The 19,960-nt window shown below is 57.0% G+C and carries 17 protein-coding genes and 1 tRNA gene; 13 read left to right on the top strand and 5 right to left on the bottom strand.

Features of this window, described 5'->3' with window-relative positions; genetic code table 11:
• Positions 1 to 119 precede the first annotated feature (119 nt).
• The 4 genes from Q1A63_RS03280 to nagA are packed head-to-tail and all read left to right on the top strand — an operon-like array spanning position 120 to position 3,960.
• Positions 120 to 1,016 carry a BadF/BadG/BcrA/BcrD ATPase family protein gene (locus tag Q1A63_RS03280; RefSeq protein ID WP_298969237.1) on the top strand — a complete coding sequence of 299 codons (897 nt, stop codon included), beginning with the start codon at positions 120 to 122 and terminating at the stop codon, positions 1,014 to 1,016.
• Positions 1,013 to 1,771, top strand: a complete 759-nt coding sequence (locus tag Q1A63_RS03275; protein WP_298969236.1) for a GntR family transcriptional regulator — start codon at positions 1,013 to 1,015, stop codon at positions 1,769 to 1,771. Before Q1A63_RS03280 ends, Q1A63_RS03275 begins: the two co-directional genes overlap by 4 nt.
• Positions 1,772 to 1,780: 9 nt before the next feature.
• Entirely contained in the window at positions 1,781 to 2,812 is a 1,032-nt protein-coding gene (locus Q1A63_RS03270; RefSeq protein WP_298969234.1) for an SIS domain-containing protein, read from the top strand.
• Complete coding sequence (gene nagA / locus Q1A63_RS03265; protein WP_298969233.1) at positions 2,809 to 3,960, top strand: N-acetylglucosamine-6-phosphate deacetylase; 1,152 nt, start codon at positions 2,809 to 2,811, stop codon at positions 3,958 to 3,960. The genes Q1A63_RS03270 and nagA overlap by 4 nt, the downstream gene beginning before the upstream one ends.
• Before the next feature lie 517 nt (positions 3,961 to 4,477).
• On the opposite strand, the gene Q1A63_RS03260 is transcribed toward nagA, so the two are convergent.
• Together Q1A63_RS03260 and Q1A63_RS03255 are read right to left on the bottom strand one after the other, a co-directional pair.
• Positions 4,478 to 5,185 (bottom strand): hypothetical protein, encoded by a 708-nt coding sequence (locus Q1A63_RS03260; RefSeq protein WP_298969231.1) that lies wholly within the window; start codon positions 5,183 to 5,185, stop codon positions 4,478 to 4,480.
• A gap of 451 nt (positions 5,186 to 5,636) precedes the next feature.
• Positions 5,637 to 6,146: an ester cyclase gene (locus Q1A63_RS03255; RefSeq protein WP_298969229.1), complete on the bottom strand. Its 510-nt coding sequence runs from the start codon at positions 6,144 to 6,146 to the stop codon at positions 5,637 to 5,639.
• Between the two features lie 68 nt (positions 6,147 to 6,214).
• On the opposite strand from Q1A63_RS03255, the gene Q1A63_RS03250 reads away from it, so the two are divergent.
• Positions 6,215 to 6,802 (top strand): TetR/AcrR family transcriptional regulator, encoded by a 588-nt coding sequence (locus Q1A63_RS03250; protein WP_298969228.1) that lies wholly within the window; start codon positions 6,215 to 6,217, stop codon positions 6,800 to 6,802.
• Positions 6,803 to 6,862: 60 nt separating this feature from the next.
• Here Q1A63_RS03250 and Q1A63_RS03245 read toward each other — a convergent pair whose 3' ends face one another.
• A complete protein-coding gene (locus tag Q1A63_RS03245; RefSeq protein WP_298969226.1) occupies positions 6,863 to 7,189 on the bottom strand; it encodes a hypothetical protein in 327 nt (108 codons plus the stop codon).
• Positions 7,190 to 7,779: 590 nt separating this feature from the next.
• Here Q1A63_RS03245 and Q1A63_RS03240 point away from each other — a divergent pair.
• Positions 7,780 to 9,582 (top strand): CHASE domain-containing protein, encoded by a 1,803-nt coding sequence (locus tag Q1A63_RS03240; protein ID WP_298969225.1) that lies wholly within the window; start codon positions 7,780 to 7,782, stop codon positions 9,580 to 9,582.
• A gap of 10 nt (positions 9,583 to 9,592) precedes the next feature.
• Complete coding sequence (locus tag Q1A63_RS03235; protein ID WP_298969223.1) at positions 9,593 to 10,030, top strand: response regulator; 438 nt, start codon at positions 9,593 to 9,595, stop codon at positions 10,028 to 10,030.
• 492 nt (positions 10,031 to 10,522) lie between these two features.
• Here Q1A63_RS03235 and Q1A63_RS03230 read toward each other — a convergent pair.
• A tRNA-Leu gene (locus Q1A63_RS03230) sits at positions 10,523 to 10,608 on the bottom strand.
• A 218-nt stretch (positions 10,609 to 10,826) separates the two neighbouring features.
• Here Q1A63_RS03230 and Q1A63_RS03225 point away from each other — a divergent pair.
• Complete coding sequence (locus tag Q1A63_RS03225; RefSeq protein WP_299630626.1) at positions 10,827 to 11,810, top strand: complex I NDUFA9 subunit family protein; 984 nt, start codon at positions 10,827 to 10,829, stop codon at positions 11,808 to 11,810.
• Here the strand turns inward: Q1A63_RS03225 and Q1A63_RS03220 are convergent.
• Positions 11,807 to 12,610 (bottom strand): undecaprenyl-diphosphate phosphatase, encoded by an 804-nt coding sequence (locus Q1A63_RS03220; RefSeq protein ID WP_298969220.1) that lies wholly within the window; start codon positions 12,608 to 12,610, stop codon positions 11,807 to 11,809. The two genes, Q1A63_RS03225 and Q1A63_RS03220, sit on opposite strands and share 4 nt — an antisense overlap.
• Before the next feature lie 220 nt (positions 12,611 to 12,830).
• On the opposite strand from Q1A63_RS03220, the gene Q1A63_RS03215 reads away from it, so the two are divergent.
• From Q1A63_RS03215 to gltB, 5 genes are all read left to right on the top strand, one after another.
• On the top strand, positions 12,831 to 14,264 hold the full coding sequence (locus tag Q1A63_RS03215) for an NAD(P)-dependent oxidoreductase (protein WP_298969218.1): 1,434 nt from the start codon (positions 12,831 to 12,833) through the stop codon (positions 14,262 to 14,264).
• Positions 14,265 to 14,356: 92 nt separating this feature from the next.
• On the top strand, positions 14,357 to 14,512 hold the full coding sequence (locus Q1A63_RS03210) for a hypothetical protein (protein ID WP_298969217.1): 156 nt from the start codon (positions 14,357 to 14,359) through the stop codon (positions 14,510 to 14,512).
• Entirely contained in the window at positions 14,505 to 14,930 is a 426-nt protein-coding gene (locus Q1A63_RS03205; RefSeq protein ID WP_298969215.1) for a GFA family protein, read from the top strand. The genes Q1A63_RS03210 and Q1A63_RS03205 overlap by 8 nt, the downstream gene beginning before the upstream one ends.
• The gene (locus Q1A63_RS03200; protein WP_298969214.1) at positions 14,927 to 15,406 is read left to right on the top strand and encodes a GFA family protein; all 480 of its coding nucleotides are present in this window, start codon (positions 14,927 to 14,929) and stop codon (positions 15,404 to 15,406) included. The genes Q1A63_RS03205 and Q1A63_RS03200 overlap by 4 nt, the downstream gene beginning before the upstream one ends.
• Entirely contained in the window at positions 15,406 to 19,938 is a 4,533-nt protein-coding gene (gene gltB / locus Q1A63_RS03195) for a glutamate synthase large subunit (protein ID WP_299630622.1), read from the top strand. The genes Q1A63_RS03200 and gltB overlap by 1 nt, the downstream gene beginning before the upstream one ends.
• Positions 19,939 to 19,960: the final 22 nt, after the last annotated feature.

Raw genomic sequence — 19,960 nt, 5'->3', positions numbered from 1 at the left:
ATACCTTTTGTCTACCATTTATTTTTTCTTTGGCCACGTGCGCAAAAGTAAGGCCAATTAAGGCCTAAAATCACACAATAGGTCTTTCTTTTGCCAAATAGGTATTATAAAGGTATCTCATGTCCGATTCAGCACAAATGCTTCTCATAGGCGTTGACGGGGGTGGTACGGGGTGCCGGGCCGCCATTGGTACCCTGTCGGGCGGCATTGCCGCGCGGGCTGAGGGCGGGCGCGCAAATGCTGCCTCTGACCCGGACTTGGCGGTCAAGAATATTGTCATGACAGTCAAAGCCGCCGCCGCAAAAGCAAACCTTGATGAAAGCGCATTGGAGAATGCAGTCGCTCATCTGGGACTGGCTGGCGTCATGACCGCCGACGATAGCCGGCGGATTGCCTCTGCTTTACCCTACAAAAGCAGCGTCGTAACAGATGACCGCCCGACGGCCGTCACCGGCGCGCTTGGTGGCAAGGATGGGTTTCTGCTCTCTGTGGGAACAGGCACCATAGTTGCAGCCAGCAAAGGCGGCACCTTTGGGTATGTGGGCGGCTGGGGGTTTCACGTGGCGGACCAGGGATCGGGTGCATGGCTGGGCCGTGCCGGGTTGGAGCAGGTATTGCTTTGCCATGATGGGCTTGCAGACCACAGCGACTTGACCCGGGCGTTGTTTGCGAGGTTCGATGATGACCCGAATGCGATCGTTTCCTTCAGCATGTCCGCAAAGCCCGGCGATTTTGGCGCCTTGGCGCCTGCCATCGTTACCGCTGCGGAACAAGGCGATACATGGGCGCAGGAGTTGATGGCGCGTGGTGCAGACTACCTGTTGCACGGGTTGTTGGCCCTCGGCTTTGAACCCGGAAACGCCTTATGCCTGACCGGCGGCGTCGGCCCCCGTTATGCGCGTTACCTGCCGCCGGACGCCCTGAGCGGACAAATCAAGTCACGCGGCACGGCGCTGGACGGCGCCTATTATCTCGCCAAATCATCCCTCACCGAAACCCGGAGCAGCACCACATGAGTATTGCCGAATTCCTCGCACCGAGCAATTGGCTGCGCCCGGATGGCGGGCCGCGTTACGTGCAATTGCGCCAGCGGCTCAGCGATGGCGTGGATCAGGGCGTGCTTAAAGCTGGCAACTCACTGCCGCCCGAGCGCGAGATCGCCAGCATCACGGAGCTGTCACGTGTCACGGTTCGAAAGGCCATTCACGAACTCGCCGAGGAGGGCATTATCGTCCAGAAACAAGGCTCTGGATCTTTCGTCGCTTCGGACACACCGCAAATCGAACAATCACTATCCCGGCTGACGTCGTTCAGCGAAGACATGTCCCGGCGCGGGATGGCATCGGCGAGCATTTGGCTTGAACGGGGCGTTTTTATGCCCTCTCCTGACGAGGTTCTGGCCCTCGCATTGTCGCCCGACGCATCTGTGTCTCGCATTGCGCGACTTCGGACCGCCGACAATAAACCCATGGCAATCGAACGCGCCTCCCTCTCGACCGACATCCTGCCCAACCCGGTGTTGGTCAAGACGTCTCTCTACGAAGTTCTTGCAGAAATGGGGTTACGCCCTGTGCGCGCGCTCCAAAAAATCTCGGCCATTAATCTGGAGGCAGAAAACGCCACGCTGCTTGAGGTCGAACCGGGCATGGCTGGTCTGCGGATCGAGCGGACCTCTTACCTCTCGGATGGGCGCATCGTTGAATTCACCCAATCCATTTATCGCGGAGATGCCTACAATTTTGTGGCCGAGCTCCGACTAGCAAAAGAGTAGGACAGCAAGATGTCTACCCCTCAGACCCAAATGCGCCGTGAAGTCCTGGAAATCCCGCTGGCAGTAGATCGACTTCTGCGAAACGGCGAGGACGCCATTTCCCGCGCCGCAGACGCAGTGCGCGCCCGCAAGCCTGCCTTTATGGTGAGCGTTGCCCGAGGCTCTTCCGACCATGTGGCGACCTATCTCAAATATTGCTCTGAGCTGCTTATGGGAACACCGATCGCCTCCATCGGACCCTCCGTCGCATCGATTTACAATCGTAAGCTGGCCCTTGATGGCTCTGTTTGCTTGTCGGTATCGCAATCCGGCAAAAGCCCGGACATTGTACAGATGGCAAAGATGGCGCGCGCGGGCGGGGCCTTGTCTATCGCGATGACCAATCAGCCGGACAGCCCATTGGCACAAGTCGCCGATCATACGTTAAACCTGCACGCAGGCCCTGAACTCAGCGTGGCCGCCACCAAAACCTTTGTAAACTCTGCCGTTGCAGGCATCTGGCTGCTCGCCGAATGGGCCGGAGACGACGCCTTGCGCTCCGCCATCCGGGACCTCCCCGATGCCTTGGAAAAAGCGGTCAACAATGACTGGCCAGAGGTGCGGGCCGCCTTGGGGGGGCGCAGCTCGATCTATTGTCTGGGGCGTGGCCCCTCTTATGCCATTTCCAACGAAGCGGCCTTGAAATTTAAGGAAACCTGTCAAATCCACGCCGAGTCCTATTCTTCCGCCGAGGTGCTGCATGGCCCCGTTTCTATCGTCGATGGCGGTTTCCCGGTGATTGGCCTGGCATCGAATGACGAGGCCGAAGATGCGCTTGCCTCGGTCGCGGATGAAGTCGCCGCCAAAGGTGCAAATGTCTTCGCAACCAGCTCTAAGGTGCGCGATGCCACCGCCCTCCCCGCGACACGCACCGGTCACGCATTGACCGACCCCATCGCGCTGATCGCCAGCTTCTACGCTATGGTAGAACAGACGGCCGCCGCGCGCGGGATCAACCCGGACGCACCACGTCACCTCAAGAAAGTGACCGAAACGGTATGAACGGCATTGCCAAGGCCTTTGTCGGCGCCAAGATCCACGACGGACAGACGCTTTATGACAATCACGCTCTGGTGGTTGACAGAGGCGGCGCTCTGAGCACCTGCCCCCGAGACAGTCTTCCGCAGGATTGCCCGACCGAACATTTGTCGGGCGGGATCATAACCCCTGGTTTCGTCGACTTGCAGGTCAACGGTGGTGGCGGGGTGATGTTCAATGATCACCAAACCGTCGACGCTCTGAACACAATCGCGGAAGCCCACTCGACAACCGGCGCCATCGCTTTGCTGCCGACCCTGATCACCGACACGCCAGAACGCACATCCGCAGCGATCGATGCTGTGGAACAATCCATCGCCCAGAAGGTGAAGGGCATCATCGGCATTCACCTTGAGGGCCCGCATTTGTCTGTCGCTCGAAAAGGGGCTCATGATCCAAATCTGATCCGCGCAATGACGCACGAAGATATGTCCCTTCTGTTAGATGCCGCAGACCGGCTCGCCAATGTGATGGTGACGGTCGCGCCTGAAAGCACATCCTGCGCCCAGATCAAAGAGCTGTCGAATGCGGGAATAGTCGTTTCCCTCGGCCATACAAACGCTGATTATGCGACGTGCATGCATGCCTTCGATGCAGGCGCGCGCTGTGTGACGCATCTGTTTAACGCAATGAGCCAGATCGGAAATCGCGAACCGGGGCTGGTCGGCGCCACACTGTCGCGCGATGACGTATATGCGGGTTTGATTGCCGATGGAATCCACGTGCATCCCGCAGCTATTCGTATCGCGCTGGCCGCCAGCAAGAATTCAAACGGCGTTTTTCTTGTGAGCGATGCAATGGCCACAGCCGGGTCCGATATCAAAAAGTTCTCGCTCAATGGCCGTGATGTTTTCCGAAAGGATCACCGCCTGACCTTAGAAGACGGGACCTTGGCAGGCGCGGACCTCGATCTGCCACGCGCGATATCCGTCATGATCGCTCAGGCGGGAGAGTCCGAGGAACAGGCGGTTCGCCGGGCAACATCAGCACCCACCTCGTTGCTGCGGGATCCCGGAGCCCTTGGGCAGTTAAAGCACGCCGAAGGCTTAGCTATTTATTCCAAGGATAACTTTGCAACCAGCAAACGATTGAAGCTGCGGAATGGCTTATAAGCGGCGTAGTTGATCCTAACCGCGTCGACAGCGTGATTGCGGATCACCTCTGGCGTATCGACATGATGGAGGCGCAGCGGCTCGTTGTCCACTGTGACATTGAAACCAAGGTCGATATTGGTCCAGACCGTATCCCCATTATAGACGCGGACTATCTTGGCCCTGTATTCGTAGAGGCCACTGTGGTGGGCGTGTGCTGGTGCCGACAGGGGCATAGCAGTTGCGGCTGCGAGGAATGCAATTCGAAGCATATTTGACGTTTCGCTTTCTGACTGACCTCGCCGACCAGGACGCGAGAGTCAGACACATGTCGGTTTCCTTGAGAAGCCTGAACCAGCATCCCTTACAACGCTTCGCTATGGCCAGCCGGAACGCGACTTCTACCCAGCTTTCGAGTTGGTTGGCGAATGTCCATAGTTTGGCGCACAAAGATTGAAACACGCTATTACGCGTCCGCACCAATCCTGGTACGTTCGCTTCTCAGTGGGATTTGCCTAGTTCGTTCAACCCGCGAACACTATGAGAAGAGCTTGTCGATTAATCTGACAATTGTATCAGCCCATTTTTGGGAATGTGTCGATATGTTCGCCCAGTTAACCTCGGCAAGGCGGTCTTTGAGATTCCTTGGAACTTCTGCAGGCACCTCGTCAGGGCTCATTCCTGCGTCGTCATTCAAGAAAGCTGAGAGTGAATCCAAGTGTGCCCTTGCTGATCTTACACGAGCATTTGCTAGTGCCGGGTCGTTTATCGACCTTATTTCGCGCCGAAGATGATCAACTGCGTCCTCTAACTGCCTGAGGATGTCGAAACTGTCCGGGTATTTCGTCGGGTTGGGCCAGCTTAGATTAGCTAGGTCATCCCCCAAAACTCGTATAGAAGTCGTACTTCCCTGTTTTCCAGCTATATCGCCGAGGTCTCTGTGTATTACTAGAGCGGTCCGTATTCCTCTGTGCCTGAAGTGGTTGATCACGGTTCCAACAGCAGAGAGTGAAAACGTACCTTGCAGCGAGCTGTGGACCTCAATGTCTGAAACCACCACTTTCTTAAGCTCCATTTCAAGACGGTGAGCGTCGAGTGTCTTTTTATCAAACTGCACCTCTGTAAGAAGTTGTGCCTCATTGCGGACCGGTGGTGACCAACTCTGCATGAGCTTCCCATCAATGCGCAGATCCGCATCGGCGACAGCTTTTGATGCGTGCTCGCCGATTGTGATTTTGAACACCATTGTAAGACCCGATCAGTTATTCGCTCCGAAACACGTAATTCAAAATGTGTTGCAGTGCCAGAAAGTCGGAAACCTTCCTCAACGCGGACCTTACGTTGCCCCAGCATTCGTCCAGAAACCGCAGGATTTCGCGTGCGATAACCACCCCAATGCCAAACATCCTGGTCCTTATGTACTCCCGCCCATGCTCGTCTAACAGCAGTCGCAACTCAGTCATGGTGTGAATGTCATTCTTAGCCAACGCACGCTTGGCTAGGGTCGAAAGAGATGTGCCTGAGATTCCTGCGTCGTCTGTCACGAATGGCCTCGTAAGAATTGGTCGCCAGTTAGAAAAGACGCCCCCTAGCGAACACCATACACGAGCTTTGGGAGGCAGCAGCGCGAGCGAAGCCGATATTGGACAATTCAGTACCATTTTACGCTTTGCTATGATTGGGCAGAAAGAGCTTCTCTAGCTATCGGGAAGCGCACCAATTGCCGTCATAACCGCTACTAAATCAGTGAAGTAGCGCATCTCAACAACCTTCTGGTCAGCAAGCTTGAACAGTGTCACATCCGGGACATTCACCGTCTGGCCAGAGGGCGGCACCCCCAGAAATGGTCCATCGTGTGTGCCGGTTAAACGCGCGCGTACGACGACTGTGTTGCCTTCAGCCACGACATCCTCGACGGCGACGGCCAGCGTAGGGAAGCCCTCGAACAAGCCTGTGTTAAATGCGATTGAATCCTCGATGCCTTCAACGGCTTGGTGAGAATGGAAGATAGACCGAAACTCAGGCGCCATCGTCGCTCTCCACACGTCGCGCCATCCCTCACATGCACCCCAACCCTCGTTAAAGAGTGTCATCACAGTTTCCACATTCTGTGCTTCGACCGAGGTTCTATCCTGAGAATTGGCGTTAGATGCGGCGGCGCTTGTGATCGTGAGGGCTGCTGCTGTGGTGGTTAAGGTTTTCTTCATATCCTCCTCCATACAGTATGTATGGAGTGACTCTTGACGATTTTGAGGCAGCAGTCAATACATACTGTATGGACTCAATAAAATCGGATAAAGACAGCCAAGAATCGAAATCCGATACGGATCGGTTGGGGCCTGACGCCTGGATTGACGCGGCTTATGCCCAGTTCCAAGAGGGTGGTGTAAGTGCCGTAAGAATCGATCCGCTTGCAAAATATTTGGACATCACCCGCGGTAGCTTTTACTGGCACTTCAAGGATCGGGCGGCTCTACTTCGTGCTGTTCTAACAAGATGGCGGGAGGAAGAAACCGAACGCGTGATCGCGGCAAATGAAGCGGCGGGCGGTGACGCTGGCACACGGCTTCTGCGGCTTTTACACACATGCAGTTCCGATGATGGGCGGTTAGAGATTGGGATGCGGGATTGGGCCACGCAGGACAAGGGTGCGCAAAATGAAATTCGGCTTATCGACAAGAGCCGCATCGAATATATGACATCCCTGGCAGAAGACGCCGGCGTGCCTTCTGACGTAGCAAAACCGCGTTGTCGTGTCGCGTATCTCGCTTGGCTCGGTTCGTACTCAGATGCCACTGCGACCTCCCACCAGCAGCGGCAGGCCAACATGGACACCCTTTGGCACATGGTGACGGCGAAATAAGCTACACGACATTCGTTATACTGTAGAAATCTAGCAAGAAGGGCTCGCAGCGGACATTGGCTATAGTTCTGCCAACTCGCCTTCGAGCGCCTTCTGAAGCAGCGGTGCGGTATCATGAACCCACTGAGGTTCATTGTTTCTAACAATAAGCCAGAATTTCGTCCCTTCCTTCCAGAACGTGGCATCGATCAAACCGGGTTCCTTCTTGTGCCTCTTGAAGTGCCAATGCAAGGAATTGGGATACTTTACGCGCGAGTAGCCCCCTGTGTGCGAGATGTAGAGCCCGGTCGCCACAGCCGCGCGTTCGACCACGCCCATGACTTTTTCCTTTGTCACTTCTTCGGTGATACTCACCACCAGGTCATAGGATTTCTTCTCTTTCACCATCTTCCAAGCCCTCGACAGAGTTTCGAAGCCAAGCCGATAGATACTTTAGTTCTGGGTCAAGGCGATTTGATTTCGGTGGCGGGTTGGCTCGAAACAGACATTAGCAACAATCACAACATCAACATTGCTGTGCCGCCTAGTTGCTCTAGCAAACCCGCATATCTGCGCTTCAAGACCACATGCATTGCTTCGGGAACAAATGGGCGTGGTCCATGTCGATAAGTGCCAGCGCTTCAGCCTTGCTATCAGCGCGTACGTATCCTTGCCGCTTGTCAGGTAGTTGCGGATCTGGACGGATGCAGACTTTCCAAACATTCATTTGGACAATTTGATAACTCCAGTATTGGCGACGCGTTATTGGCTGCTGTGCTGGACAAACCGAATTTGTGCGTTTGCAGCTATTGTTGACGCAGCATCCATTCGCTGATGCAGCAAACGCATTGCGGCGATACAGCCCATTTCGTCAGACCGATCATTCAATGCTAGGGCAAAGACCGACCCTGTGAAAACAATTCGGCGACGGCGACACAAGTTCCACTCTCTGACCAGACGTTTATCTTAAATTATATGTTTTCGATCATGAATGTCCGATGAAAAGAACACAGTGGCAGCAGATGACGATACCGCCCCTTGTCAACAGTCGGATCTCGATCCTGCACGTCCTCGTCGTAGCATTGTCGATGGCCCTGACGTTCAGTGCCTGGCACTTCTCAAAGAAGCAGGCTGAAAGCCGGATCGAGCAGAGATTTGATGCCTCTCGCGATCACATTGTCGGCCTGCTCCGGGACAGGATGCTGAAGTACGAAGATGCTCTCTGGGCCGGTGTCGCCGCCATGGAGTCTCACGACGGCGACATGACACGTGCGCAATGGCGAACCTTTGCGACACATCTGCGTATCGATGAGAAGTACCCTGGCATCAACGGTATTGGTGTGATCCACTTTCTTTCAGATCAATCGCTCAACACATATCTCGACCAGCGTCGCTCCGAACAGCCGAATTTCAATATCTTCCCGCCGCACGATCATCCTACGTACATGCCAATTTCGTTTATTGAGCCAGAGGAAATCAACGCGGCGGCCGTGGGTCTGGATGTTGCACATGAACTGAACAGACGAACTGCAGCCCTCGCGAGCCGCGACACGGGTGATGCCCAGATCACCGGACCTATCGTACTTGTGCAAGATGCCGGTGCCATGCCAGGTTTCCTGTTCTACGCGCCCTTCTACAGAGGCGGTGTGCCCACCGAACTTGGCGACCGGCAGAACCGGATCGACGGCGTCGTCTACGCGCCATTTGTGGTCCGCAAACTGCTGGACGGGCTGCTGGCAAAGGATTTGCGCCATACCAGCATAAGCATCAGCGACGCAGGTCAGACAATTTATGATGAACACTCGTCCGCCGAAGACCTTCACGATCCGGCGCCGATGTTTACCGAAGAGGTACAGCTCAATTTTTACGGGCGCTCCTGGACCCTGGACATCCGGTCAAACCTCGCTTTTCGAGAGAACAACAGCTACGTGCAACCAACCGTGATCCTGGTTGGAGGAATTGTCATCGAAGCGCTTATTCTCTCGCTTCTGATCATGATGGCGCGCGCAAACCGCAATGCTGTCGCCTACGCCGATAAAGTGACAGAGGATTTGCGAATTGAGCAGCAGAAACTGGTGAGAAGCAACGAGGAGCTGGAACGGTACGCATATGCTGCATCTCACGATCTGAAGACGCCCATACGCGGCATCGGTGGACTGACGGAGATGCTGAAAGAGGATCTGGAAGACTATCTTTCCTCACCGGGCGCAAACCCGGAAATCGCAATGAGCCTTGACCTCATCCTGGACCGAGTGCAGCGCATGACCGACCTGACAAACGGCATTATTGAATTTTCAAGGGTTGGCGCGCAATCGGAAGACTGCAGCCCGCTCGACCTGAGCGAATTGATAACGTCTCTGGCGTCCGATTTCGGACTTGCATCGCATCAGGTTGAGCTCAACAGTTCTGTGAACGCGGTCAGCGTCGATCCAGTCGGGCTAAGGCGGGTTATCGAAAATCTTGTGGGAAATGCAGTGAAGTACCACGAGGCGGTGGCCGATTTAAGAATCTTCATCACGTGCCAAAAAACATCAGATTTCTTGCAATTTTCAGTCGCCGACAACGGCCCCGGTATCGATCAAAAATACCATGATCGCATTTTCGAAATGTTTCAGACCCTCCGAACTGGAGACGCGCCTGAGAGCACTGGAGTCGGGCTGGCCGTCGTCAAAAAAGCCGTTGAGGTACACGGTGGCGAGGTGAAGCTTATCTCGAATATTGGTGCAGGCGCGAGGTTCTTTTTCCAGTGGCCAAAGGACCCGAAATCCGATGTGGTCCAGGGCGCCAGGGTCGCGGCGTGAGGGGCAAAAAATGAACATACTCTTGGTCGAAGATGATGACGTGGATGTTTTGTTGTTTCAACGCGCCCTGCGGACTACTGGAACCAGCAGCTCGGTCGTTCGCGCAAAGGATGGCGTTGAAGCACTGGAAATCCTAAACGAACAAAATGCAGACAGGCGAGTTCAGGATCCATATGTGATCCTCCTTGATATTAACATGCCACGCATGAACGGCCATGAGTTCCTGAAGGAACTGCGGGCAAGTGAGCATCTGGCTTCGTCAAGAGTTGTCGTTGTGACAACATCTGACGATCCGAGAGACATTGAGCTGGCATACGGCAACTATGCGAGTGGTTATGTTGTCAAGCCTGGAGGATCTGCTGAAATGACCGAGGTCATCAAGTCTCTGCAACAGTATTGGGACATCTGTGAACATCCTGTCCGACCGATCGCTTTGCAAGCTCCATGAGCGCGCGACAACAACCGGGTCACCATCCTTAAGACAGGGTGTCTTCAATTCGTCGCGCTCTTTGTTCGAAAGACGAGAATTCTTTGTTGTTCGGATTTCCAAGGCATAGCGCGCCTCGAACGGTCCGCTCCCTACCAAGATGAGCTTGCGAACCAAAGTCTCGTTTTGCGCTGCAAATAAACACCCGAGCCACGCCCCAAGACCGCCCCATGACGACTACGGGCGCCTTACAAAATCGCTCGATTTGATCTCTGAGCTCATTAACCTGCCCGACCACCGATTGAAGCGTCTGTAACGGCTCAGCGTGTACGGCAACCAGCGGACGTGAATTCATGTTACCCTAAATCAGGTCAAAACTTAGCGCTTTGTCCCCCATATGTCCCGCCAAATCGAAAAGCTCTGATTTTCACAACAAAAGGTGGATGACGAGGTGGATCGAAATCAATCCAAATCTCCTAATATATTTATATAAAAAGAAATATTTCAGGGAATTGGTGCCCAGGAGAGGACTCGAACCTCCACGTCCATACGGACACTAGCACCTGAAGCTAGCGCGTCTACCATTCCGCCACCTGGGCAGGTGTCGTGGAGCTCGCGTTTAAGCCCAAGCCGTGTAGGTGTCAAACGGAAATTGTCGAAATGACCGACGTATCTCGATCAACCGCGAAAGGCCGGAAACAAGCAGCGAAATGCGCAAACTTGGTCGATTTCGTCACTGCTCCTGCGCCGATTTGCGCCTTGTCTCATGGGATGCGCAGAGGTACATCCAATAAGACATCGTTAAATGAGGCCTATCATGTCGAAACTGATCACGATTTATGGGGGTTCCGGCTTTGTCGGGCGTTATATTGCGCGACGCATGGCCAAGGCGGGCTGGCGCGTGCGAGTGGCTGTGCGACGCCCAAACGAGGCGATTTTCGTCAAGCCCTATGGTGTCGTAGGTCAGGTTGAGCCGGTGTTGTGCAACATTCGTGATGACGCATCTGTGCGTGCGGTCATGGCGGGTGCGGATGCCGTGGTGAACTGCGTTGGTATTCTCGCGGAGAGTGGCAAGAACGGTTTTGACAGTGTGCAGGTAGAGGGCGCTGCGCGAGTGGCGCGCATCGCAGCCGAGGAGCAGGTCGCGCGCCTTGTCCATATCTCCGCCATTGGCGCTGATGCAGAGTCCGAGAGCGACTATGCCCGCACCAAGGCCGAGGGCGAGGCGGGTGTTTTGGAGCATATGCCGCAGGCAGTGATCTTGCGTCCATCGATCATTTTTGGCCCCGAAGACCAATTCTTCAATCGGTTTGCATCCATGAGCCGCTTGGGGCCTGTGCTCCCTGTGGTGGGCGCCGATACGCGTTTCCAGCCCGTTTTCGTAGATGATGTCGCAAAAGCGGCGGAGCTTGCAGTGACCGGCAAAGCCGCTCCAGGAGTTTACGAGCTGGGTGGGCCGGATGTCGCAAGCTTCAGGGCGTTGATGCAGCAAATGCTTGCTGTTATTCACCGCCGTCGGCTGGTGCTGAACATCCCGTTCTTCATTGCGCGGATCATGGCGTTTGGCTTTGATATGCTGCAGACACTGACGGTCGGTCTTTTCACAAATTCGATGATCACACGGGATCAGGTGCGTAATCTGGCCAAGGACAATGTCGTCAGCGATGAAGCAAAGAGCTTTGCTGATCTCGGTATCACGCCGGTTTCCATGGCATCGGTTCTGCCGGATTATCTGTGGCGTTTCAGACCGTCGGGCCAATACGATGCGATCAAGGAATCGGCCAAGAACCTGCGCACTTAGGCATAAGCGTAAAACAATAGTACAATGCCAAGGATCACGCGGTAGATCACATAGGGTGTGAAGCTGACGCTGCGCAGCAATCGCATCATCAGGATCAGCGCGAACAATGCTGCGAAAAAAGCAAACACCGCTGCGATCATCCCATCGCGGGCGACGGCCCAATTTGCCTCCTGTATCACATCAACGCCCAGCAAAAGGCCGGAGGCGGCAATTGTCGGGATCGACATCAACATAGAGAGTTTTGCAGCACCCTCCCGCTCATACCCGAGCTTGCGGGCTGCGGTGATGGTGATGCCGGAGCGTGAGGTGCCTGGGATCAGAGCAAGCATCTGCGCCAGGCCCATGGTGACCGCATCCTGCAGGCGCCAGTCCGATGCGGTGCGTTCCGTGCCACCGGATTTATCTGCCCAATAGAGCACGATACCGAAGCCCAGCATGGTCCATCCGATCACGGCCACCGATCGTAGCATCTCGTCCAGACCTGCCAGTTTGATCGCCGCCCCCGCAACTACGACAGGCACGGTCGCAACTGCCAGGCAAAGCGCGAGAAATGCGCCTTGGGTGTCAACGCGACCGCGCATCAGCCGAGTGGTGCCAAGGAGAGCAGTTTTCACGTCCGTCCAGAAATACAATACAACGGCAAAGAGTGTTCCGACATGAACGGCCACATCGATGGCCAGCCCTTGATCTGGCCCACCGGTCAGCGCCGGCAGCAGCACCAGATGTCCGGAAGAGCTGACCGGTAAGAATTCGGTCAGACCCTGAAGGGCTGCGACGACAAAGAGCTGAAAGAGCGTCATGTTTAGTCCAATACCGGCAGTATGTGACTGTGGTATAAAGTCAGGGAATCAAATGGAAAGCACCAAAGAAAGTCCGATTCGGACCTTATTTTAGAGAATCCCTGCGAGCGAAAGCTTGGATGAACCATTTTTTTTCATTATAGGTAAGTATAACTGACTTTATTTCCGGTCTGAGTTCGCGTATGCGTTCGCTTCTGAGCTTTGGTGGAGGAATTGGGTGATGTCTGGACAGCCGATGTTGAAATTCGTGACCGTTGAGCGGGACATGCCCGAAAAGCGCGCTGCTGACGCACGCCGCGAGGACTTCAATGAGATCTACGCAGAGTACGCAGAAGCAAAAGCGCAAGAGCAATCGAGTCGTTGCAGCCAGTGCGGCGTGCCCTATTGTCAGAGCCATTGCCCGCTTCACAACAACATCCCCGACTGGCTGCGCCTGACTGCGGAAGGCCGCTTGCAGGAGGCCTATGAGGTCAGTCAGGCGACAAATACGTTCCCCGAAATCTGTGGCCGGATCTGCCCGCAAGATCGTCTGTGCGAAGGGAATTGTGTCATCGAACAATCGGGCCACGGCACCGTGACCATCGGCGCAGTTGAGAAATACATCACCGACACCGCCTGGGACAAAGGCTGGGTGCTGCCGATCTCGCCGACACGGGAACGCGCGGAATCGGTTGGGATCATAGGGGCCGGGCCGGGCGGGTTGGCCGCCGCGGACGTGCTGCGCCGCGCCGGTGTGCAGGTGACCGTCTATGACCGGTATGATCGCGCGGGCGGGCTGCTGACCTACGGCATTCCTGGCTTCAAACTCGAAAAAGACGTGGTGATGCGGCGCAACGATCAGCTGGCGCAGGGCGGCGTCACGTTTGAGCTGAATACGAACGTGGGCGAGGACATCAGCTTCGCCGATCTGCGCGCCAAGCACGACGCGGTGATCATTGCCACAGGTGTCTATAAATCAAGGGAAATCGAAGCGCCGGGCGTGGGTGCCACGGGCCTTGTGCGGGCGATTGATTTTCTGACCGCTTCGAACCGGAAGAGCTTTGGCGATGCGGTGCCGGAATTCGATTCCGGGGCGTTGAATGCTGAGGGCAAGCGCGTTGTGGTGATTGGCGGCGGCGACACGGCGATGGATTGTGTGCGCACCTCTGTCCGGCAAGGCGCCACAAGCGTCAAATGCCTCTATCGGCGGGACCGGACGAATATGCCGGGCTCTCAGCGCGAGGTGCAGAATGCCGAGGAAGAGGGCGTGATCTTTGAATGGCTCTCTGCGCCCAAGGGTTTTGTCGGCGACCCGGTGACGGGTGTGATGGTGCAGAAGATGCGCCTCGGCGCGCCGGATGCCACCGGTCGGCAAGCGCCGGAAGTGATCGAGGGCGCGGATTATGTGGAAGACGCTGATCTGGTGATCATGGCGCTGGGGTTTGAGCCAGAAGCACTGCCGACACTTTGGGATCAGCCGGAATTGCCTGTGACCCGCTGGGGCACGATCAAGGCGGCGTTCACAACTGGCGCGACCGACCTCGACGGCGTTTATGCGGTGGGGGACATCGTGCGGGGCGCCTCGCTGGTGGTCTGGGCCATCCGGGACGGGCGCGATTGCGCGGATGCAATCCTGAAAAGCCTCGGTGACAGTGCGGCGTTGGCCGCGGAATAAAGCATTCAAATCAACCTCGATGCGGCGTCGATATCGCATCGGTCAAACGTTAGTACGTTGTGCGCGACCAGAAATCGTTAAGGACAGCAATCATGACCCAAGAGGGTTACAGGGCAAATCGGACCGGGAGCACGCTGCGCGCCGCAAGAGCGGGTGCGCGCATGAAAACCGACGATTTTCGGGCCTCTGGGTATTGCGATGCGGGTAGTGTGTTTCGGGCGACCAAACCGGAGCTTGGATATGAGTGACGCTTCACAAACCCTGCGCGGTTCGTGCCTGTGTGGCGCGGTTACGGTCACTGTGCAGACGGAACTGCCGCGCTTGCGAGCCTGTCATTGTGACATGTGCCGCCAACATACCTCTGGCATGTTCATATCGGTTGATACCGTGGCGGGTACATTGACCGTCGAAGGCCCGGCGCAGAGCTATGCGTCGTCGGAATGGGCAGAGCGCGGCTTTTGCGGCACCTGCGGGTCAACCTTGTGGTACGGCACGCAGGCTGATGGCGTGCGGCATCCTGCGGCGGGGCTGTTTGATGGCGCGGCGCTGGGTGAGATGACGCTGGAATTCTTCGCCGACGAGTGCCCGCAGGGCTACGCTCTGAAGGGAAACCACCGCAAGTTAAGCACCGAAGAGACCATCGCGATGTTCGAGGGCGACGCATGACGGACGCGGCGGCAAGAGAAGCGTTGATCGCACCGCACAGACGGACCGGTCAGATGTCGGGCCGGTGCCTCTGTGGTGCGGTCAAGATCGAGATCGACGGTAACTATGTTGCGGCCATTGGCGCCTGCCATTGCGTGATGTGCCAGCGGTGGAACGGGATGCTGTTCGGCTCCTTTGTTGCGGAGACAAAGGCGGTCGCGGTCACGGGGCCAGTGAAGAACTATGCGTCCTCGTCCTTTTCGGAGCGGGGCTTTTGCGAGACCTGCGGAAGTTCGGTGTGGCTGAGGTCCACCGACCCGGATGAGCCGGAGATCGAGCTTTTTCCGGGGCTTTTCAAGGAGGCGGCGGACTTTGTGCTACTGTCAGAAATCTACACAGACCTGGCGCCGAATTATGCGTGCCTCAGGGGCGAGCATCGCCGCAAGACACGGGCCGAGGTGCAGGCCAAACACCCATTCGTTGAAGGAGACAACTGATGACCATCTATGACGACAACTGGATGGCTCGCGAGAAAGCGAAGCGGGCGATGATGGCCGAGAATGGGCTTTACGATCCTTCGGAGGAGCACTCCTCCTGCGGTGTGGGGCTTGTGGTGTCGGTCGATGGCAAAAAAAGCCGGGGCGTGGTTGAGAACGGGATCAAGGCGCTCAAAGCGATCTGGCACCGGGGCGCTGTGGATGCGGACGGCAAAACCGGCGACGGGGCGGGCATCCACGTGCAAATTCCCGTGGAGTTTTTCTACGATCAGGTGAAGCGCACAGGGCACGACCCGCGCACGGACGAGATGATCGCGGTGGGCCAGGTGTTCCTGCCCCGCACGGATTTCGGCGCGCAGGAGACGTGTCGCACAATTGTCGAGACCGAAGTGCTGCGGATGGGGTATTACATCTATGGCTGGCGACATGTGCCCGTGGACATTTCCTGTTTGGGCGAAAAAGCCAATGCGACCCGGCCCGAGATCGAACAAATCCTGATTTCCAACGCCAAGGGCGTGGATGAGGATACTTTCGAGCGCGAGCTCTATGTGATCCGCCGCCGTATTGAAAAGGCGGCTCTGGCGGCTCAAGTGCCGACGCTTTACATCGCGTCGATGTCCTGCCGGTCGATCATCTACAAGGGCATGATGCTGGCCGAACAGGTGGCGGAATTCTACCCCGATCTGATGGATGAACGTTTCGAGAGCGCCTTCGCGATCTATCACCAGCGCTATTCGACCAACACATTCCCGCAGTGGTGGCTCGCGCAACCTTTCCGCATGTTGGCGCACAATGGCGAGATCAACACGCTCAAAGGCAATCTCAACTGGATGAAGAGCCACGAGATCCGCATGGCGTCGGGTGCCTTTGGTGAGATGGCGGAAGACATCAAGCCCATCGTGGCCGCCGGGTCCAGTGACAGTGCGGCTCTGGACGCGGTCTTTGAGGTGCTTGTACGCGCGGGGCGGAATGCCCCCATGGCCAAGACCATGCTGGTGCCTGAAAGCTGGTCCAAGCAAGCGGTGGAACTGCCGCAAGCGTGGTGCGACATGTACTCCTACTGCAATTCGGTGATGGAGCCTTGGGATGGCCCGGCGGCGCTGGCGATGACCGATGGCCGGTGGGTCTGCGCAGGTCTCGACCGGAACGGGTTGCGTCCGATGCGTTATGTGGTGACCTCCGACGGCATGCTGATTGCCGGGTCCGAGGCTGGTATGGTCCCGCTTGATGAGGCGACCGTGGTAGAGAAAGGTGCGTTGGGACCTGGGCAATTGCTTGCCGTCGACATGGCTGAGGGTAAGTTATTCCACGACAAGGAAATCAAAAACAAGCTCGCCGCCAGCCAACCGTTTGGCGAATGGGTCGGCAAGATCAACGATCTCGAAAAAGCGTTGGATCACATCACGGAACGGCCCCTCTTCACCGGCGCTGAACTGCGGAAACGGCAGGTGGCGGCGGGCTATACCGTAGAGGAGCTGGAGCAAATCCTGGCGCCTATGGCCGAGGATGCCAAGGAAACCTTGGCGTCGATGGGGGATGATACACCCTCGGCGGTATTGTCGGGAAAATACCGCCCACTCAGCCACTTCTTCCGTCAGAATTTCAGCCAGGTGACCAACCCTCCCATCGACAGCTTGCGCGAATACCGGGTAATGAGCCTGAAAACACGGTTCGGCAATCTCAAGAACGTGCTGGATGAAGACAGCAGCCAGACCGAAATTTTCACCCTCGACAGCCCCTTTATGGGCAACGCGCAATTCGACGAGCTGATCCGGCATTTCAATGCCGATGTGGTCACCATCGACTGCACCTTTGCCACCGGGGCGGGCAGTCTGAGCGCTGGCCTCGAACGCATCCGCGCCGAAGCCGAGGATGCCGTACGCTCTGGCGCCGGGCACATCGTGCTGACCGATCAGACATCCGACACCGATAAGGTTGCGATGCCGATGATCCTGGCGACCTCTGCGGTGCACAGCCATCTGGTGCGCAAAGGGCTGCGGACTTTCACCTCAATCAGCGTGCGGTCTGCGGAATGTGTTGATCCGCACTATTTTGCCGTGCTCATCGGCGCTGGCGCGACCATCGTGAACGCCTATCTGGCCGAGGATTCGCTGGCAGAGCGGATTGAGCGCGGGCTGCTGGATATGACCCTGACACAAGCGATCGACCGCTACCGGATCGCGATTGATCAGGGCTTGTTGAAGATTATGGCCAAGATGGGGATTTCCGTGATTTCCTCCTATCGCGGCGGTCTGAACTTCGAAGCCGTGGGCCTTTCGCGCGCGATGGTGGCAGAGTATTTCCCGGGCATGACCAGCCGGATTTCCGGCATCGGGGTGAGTGGCATCCAGCGCAAAGCGGAAGAGGTTCATGCCAAAGCGTGGTCCGGGCCCGCTTCGGTTCTGCCCATCGGCGGGTTTTACAAAGCACGCCAATCCGGCGAGACCCACGCTTGGGAAGCGACCTCGATGCACATGATGCAGATGGCCTGCAACCGCGCGTCCTACGAGATGTGGAAGCAATATTCGGCCAAGATGCAGAGCAACCCTCCCATCCATCTGCGCGACCTGCTGGATATCAAGCCGCTGGGCGCGCCGGTGCCGATCGAAGAGGTGGAAAGCATCACCTCAATCCGCAAGCGTTTTGTAACGCCGGGCATGTCGCTGGGCGCGCTTTCCCCAGAGGCGCACAAGACGCTGAACGTGGCGATGAACCGGATCGGTGCGAAATCCGACAGCGGTGAGGGAGGTGAAGACCCGGCGCATTTTGTGCCGGAACCGAATGGCGACAACCCCTCGGCCAAGATCAAACAGGTCGCTTCAGGGCGTTTTGGCGTCACGGCAGAATATCTCAACCAATGCGAAGAGCTGGAGATCAAGGTCGCGCAAGGGGCCAAGCCCGGCGAAGGTGGGCAGCTGCCCGGCATGAAGGTCACCGACCTGATCGCGCGACTGCGGCACTCGACCAAAGGCGTAACCTTGATCTCACCGCCGCCGCACCATGACATCTATTCCATCGAAGATCTGGCGCAGCTGATCTATGACCTCAAGCAGGTGAACCCGCGCTGCAAGGTGACGGTCAAACTGGTGGCTTCCTCCGGCGTGGGCACAATTGCCGCCGGTGTGGCCAAGGCCAAAGCCGATATCATTCTGATTTCAGGGCATAATGGTGGCACCGGCGCCTCGCCCGCAACCTCGATCAAATACGCGGGCCTACCGTGGGAGATGGGCCTGACCGAGGCCCACCAGGTTCTGAGCATGAACAATCTGCGCGAGCGCGTGACCCTGCGCACCGATGGCGGATTGCGCACCGGGCGCGATATTGTGATGGCAGCAATGCTCGGGGCCGAGGAATACGGCATCGGCACCGCGGCGCTGATCGCCATGGGCTGCATCATGGTGCGCCAGTGCCAGTCGAACACCTGCCCGGTAGGCGTTTGCACGCAAGACGAATCCCTGCGTGAAAAATTCACCGGCAATGCGGATAAAGTGGTGAACCTGATCACCTTCTATGCCACCGAAGTGCGCGAAATCCTCGCGCGGATCGGTGCACGCAGTCTTGACGATGTGATTGGCCGGGCGGATTTGCTGGCGCAGGTGTCGCGCGGGTCTGCGCATCTGGACGATCTGGATCTCAACCCGCTGCTGATCACCGTCGATGGCGCAGCGGATATCGTCTATGACCGTGCCAAGGACCGCAACGCTGTTCCCGACACGCTGGATGCGGAGATCGTGCGCGACGCGGCGCGCTTCCTGCAGGACGGTGAAAAGATGCAGCTGAGCTATGCCGTGCAAAACACCCACCGCACCGTGGGCACGCGCACGTCGAGCCATATCGTCAAGAAGTTCGGGATGCGCAATACGTTGCAGCCTGATCATTTGACCGTGAAACTGAGCGGCTCTGCTGGTCAGTCCCTGGGGGCCTTCGCAGCGCCGGGGCTGAAGCTCGAGGTTTCGGGCGATGCCAATGACTACGTCGGTAAGGGTCTGTCGGGTGGCATGATTGTTGTGCGCCCACCGATGGCGTCCCCCATTGAGGCGGCAAAGAACACCATCATCGGCAACACGGTGCTTTATGGCGCGACCGATGGATATCTCTTTGCTGCCGGGCGCGCGGGGGAGCGGTTTGCGGTGCGCAACTCTGGCGCAAAGGTCGTGATTGAGGGCTGCGGATCCAACGGCTGTGAATACATGACCGGCGGTGTTGCCGTGATCCTTGGCGATATCGGGGCCAACTTCGGGGCCGGTATGACCGGTGGCATGGCCTATCTTTATGACCCCGAAGGTCGTGCGCCCGCGCTGATGAACATGGAGACGCTGGTCACTTGTCCCGTGACCGTGGACCATTGGATGGGCGAGCTGGAAGAGCTGCTCGAAGCGCACCTCCGGGAGACCGGCAGCCGCCGCGCGGCCGATATTCTGCAGCACTGGGAGAGCGAAAAGCAGCACTTCCTGCAGATTTGCCCCAAGGAGATGCTGGTGCATCTGCCCGCCCCCTTGAGCCTGGAGGGGGCCGCGATGCCTGCCGAATGATCGTGTGGCCGGGTCGCTTCTG

It is taken from the genome of uncultured Roseobacter sp. (assembly GCF_947499265.1).
In the GTDB taxonomy this organism is placed as follows: domain Bacteria; phylum Pseudomonadota; class Alphaproteobacteria; order Rhodobacterales; family Rhodobacteraceae; genus Roseobacter.
The sequence above is the reverse complement of the archived record's forward strand: the minus strand, read 5'-3'. Positions and strand labels throughout refer to the sequence as shown.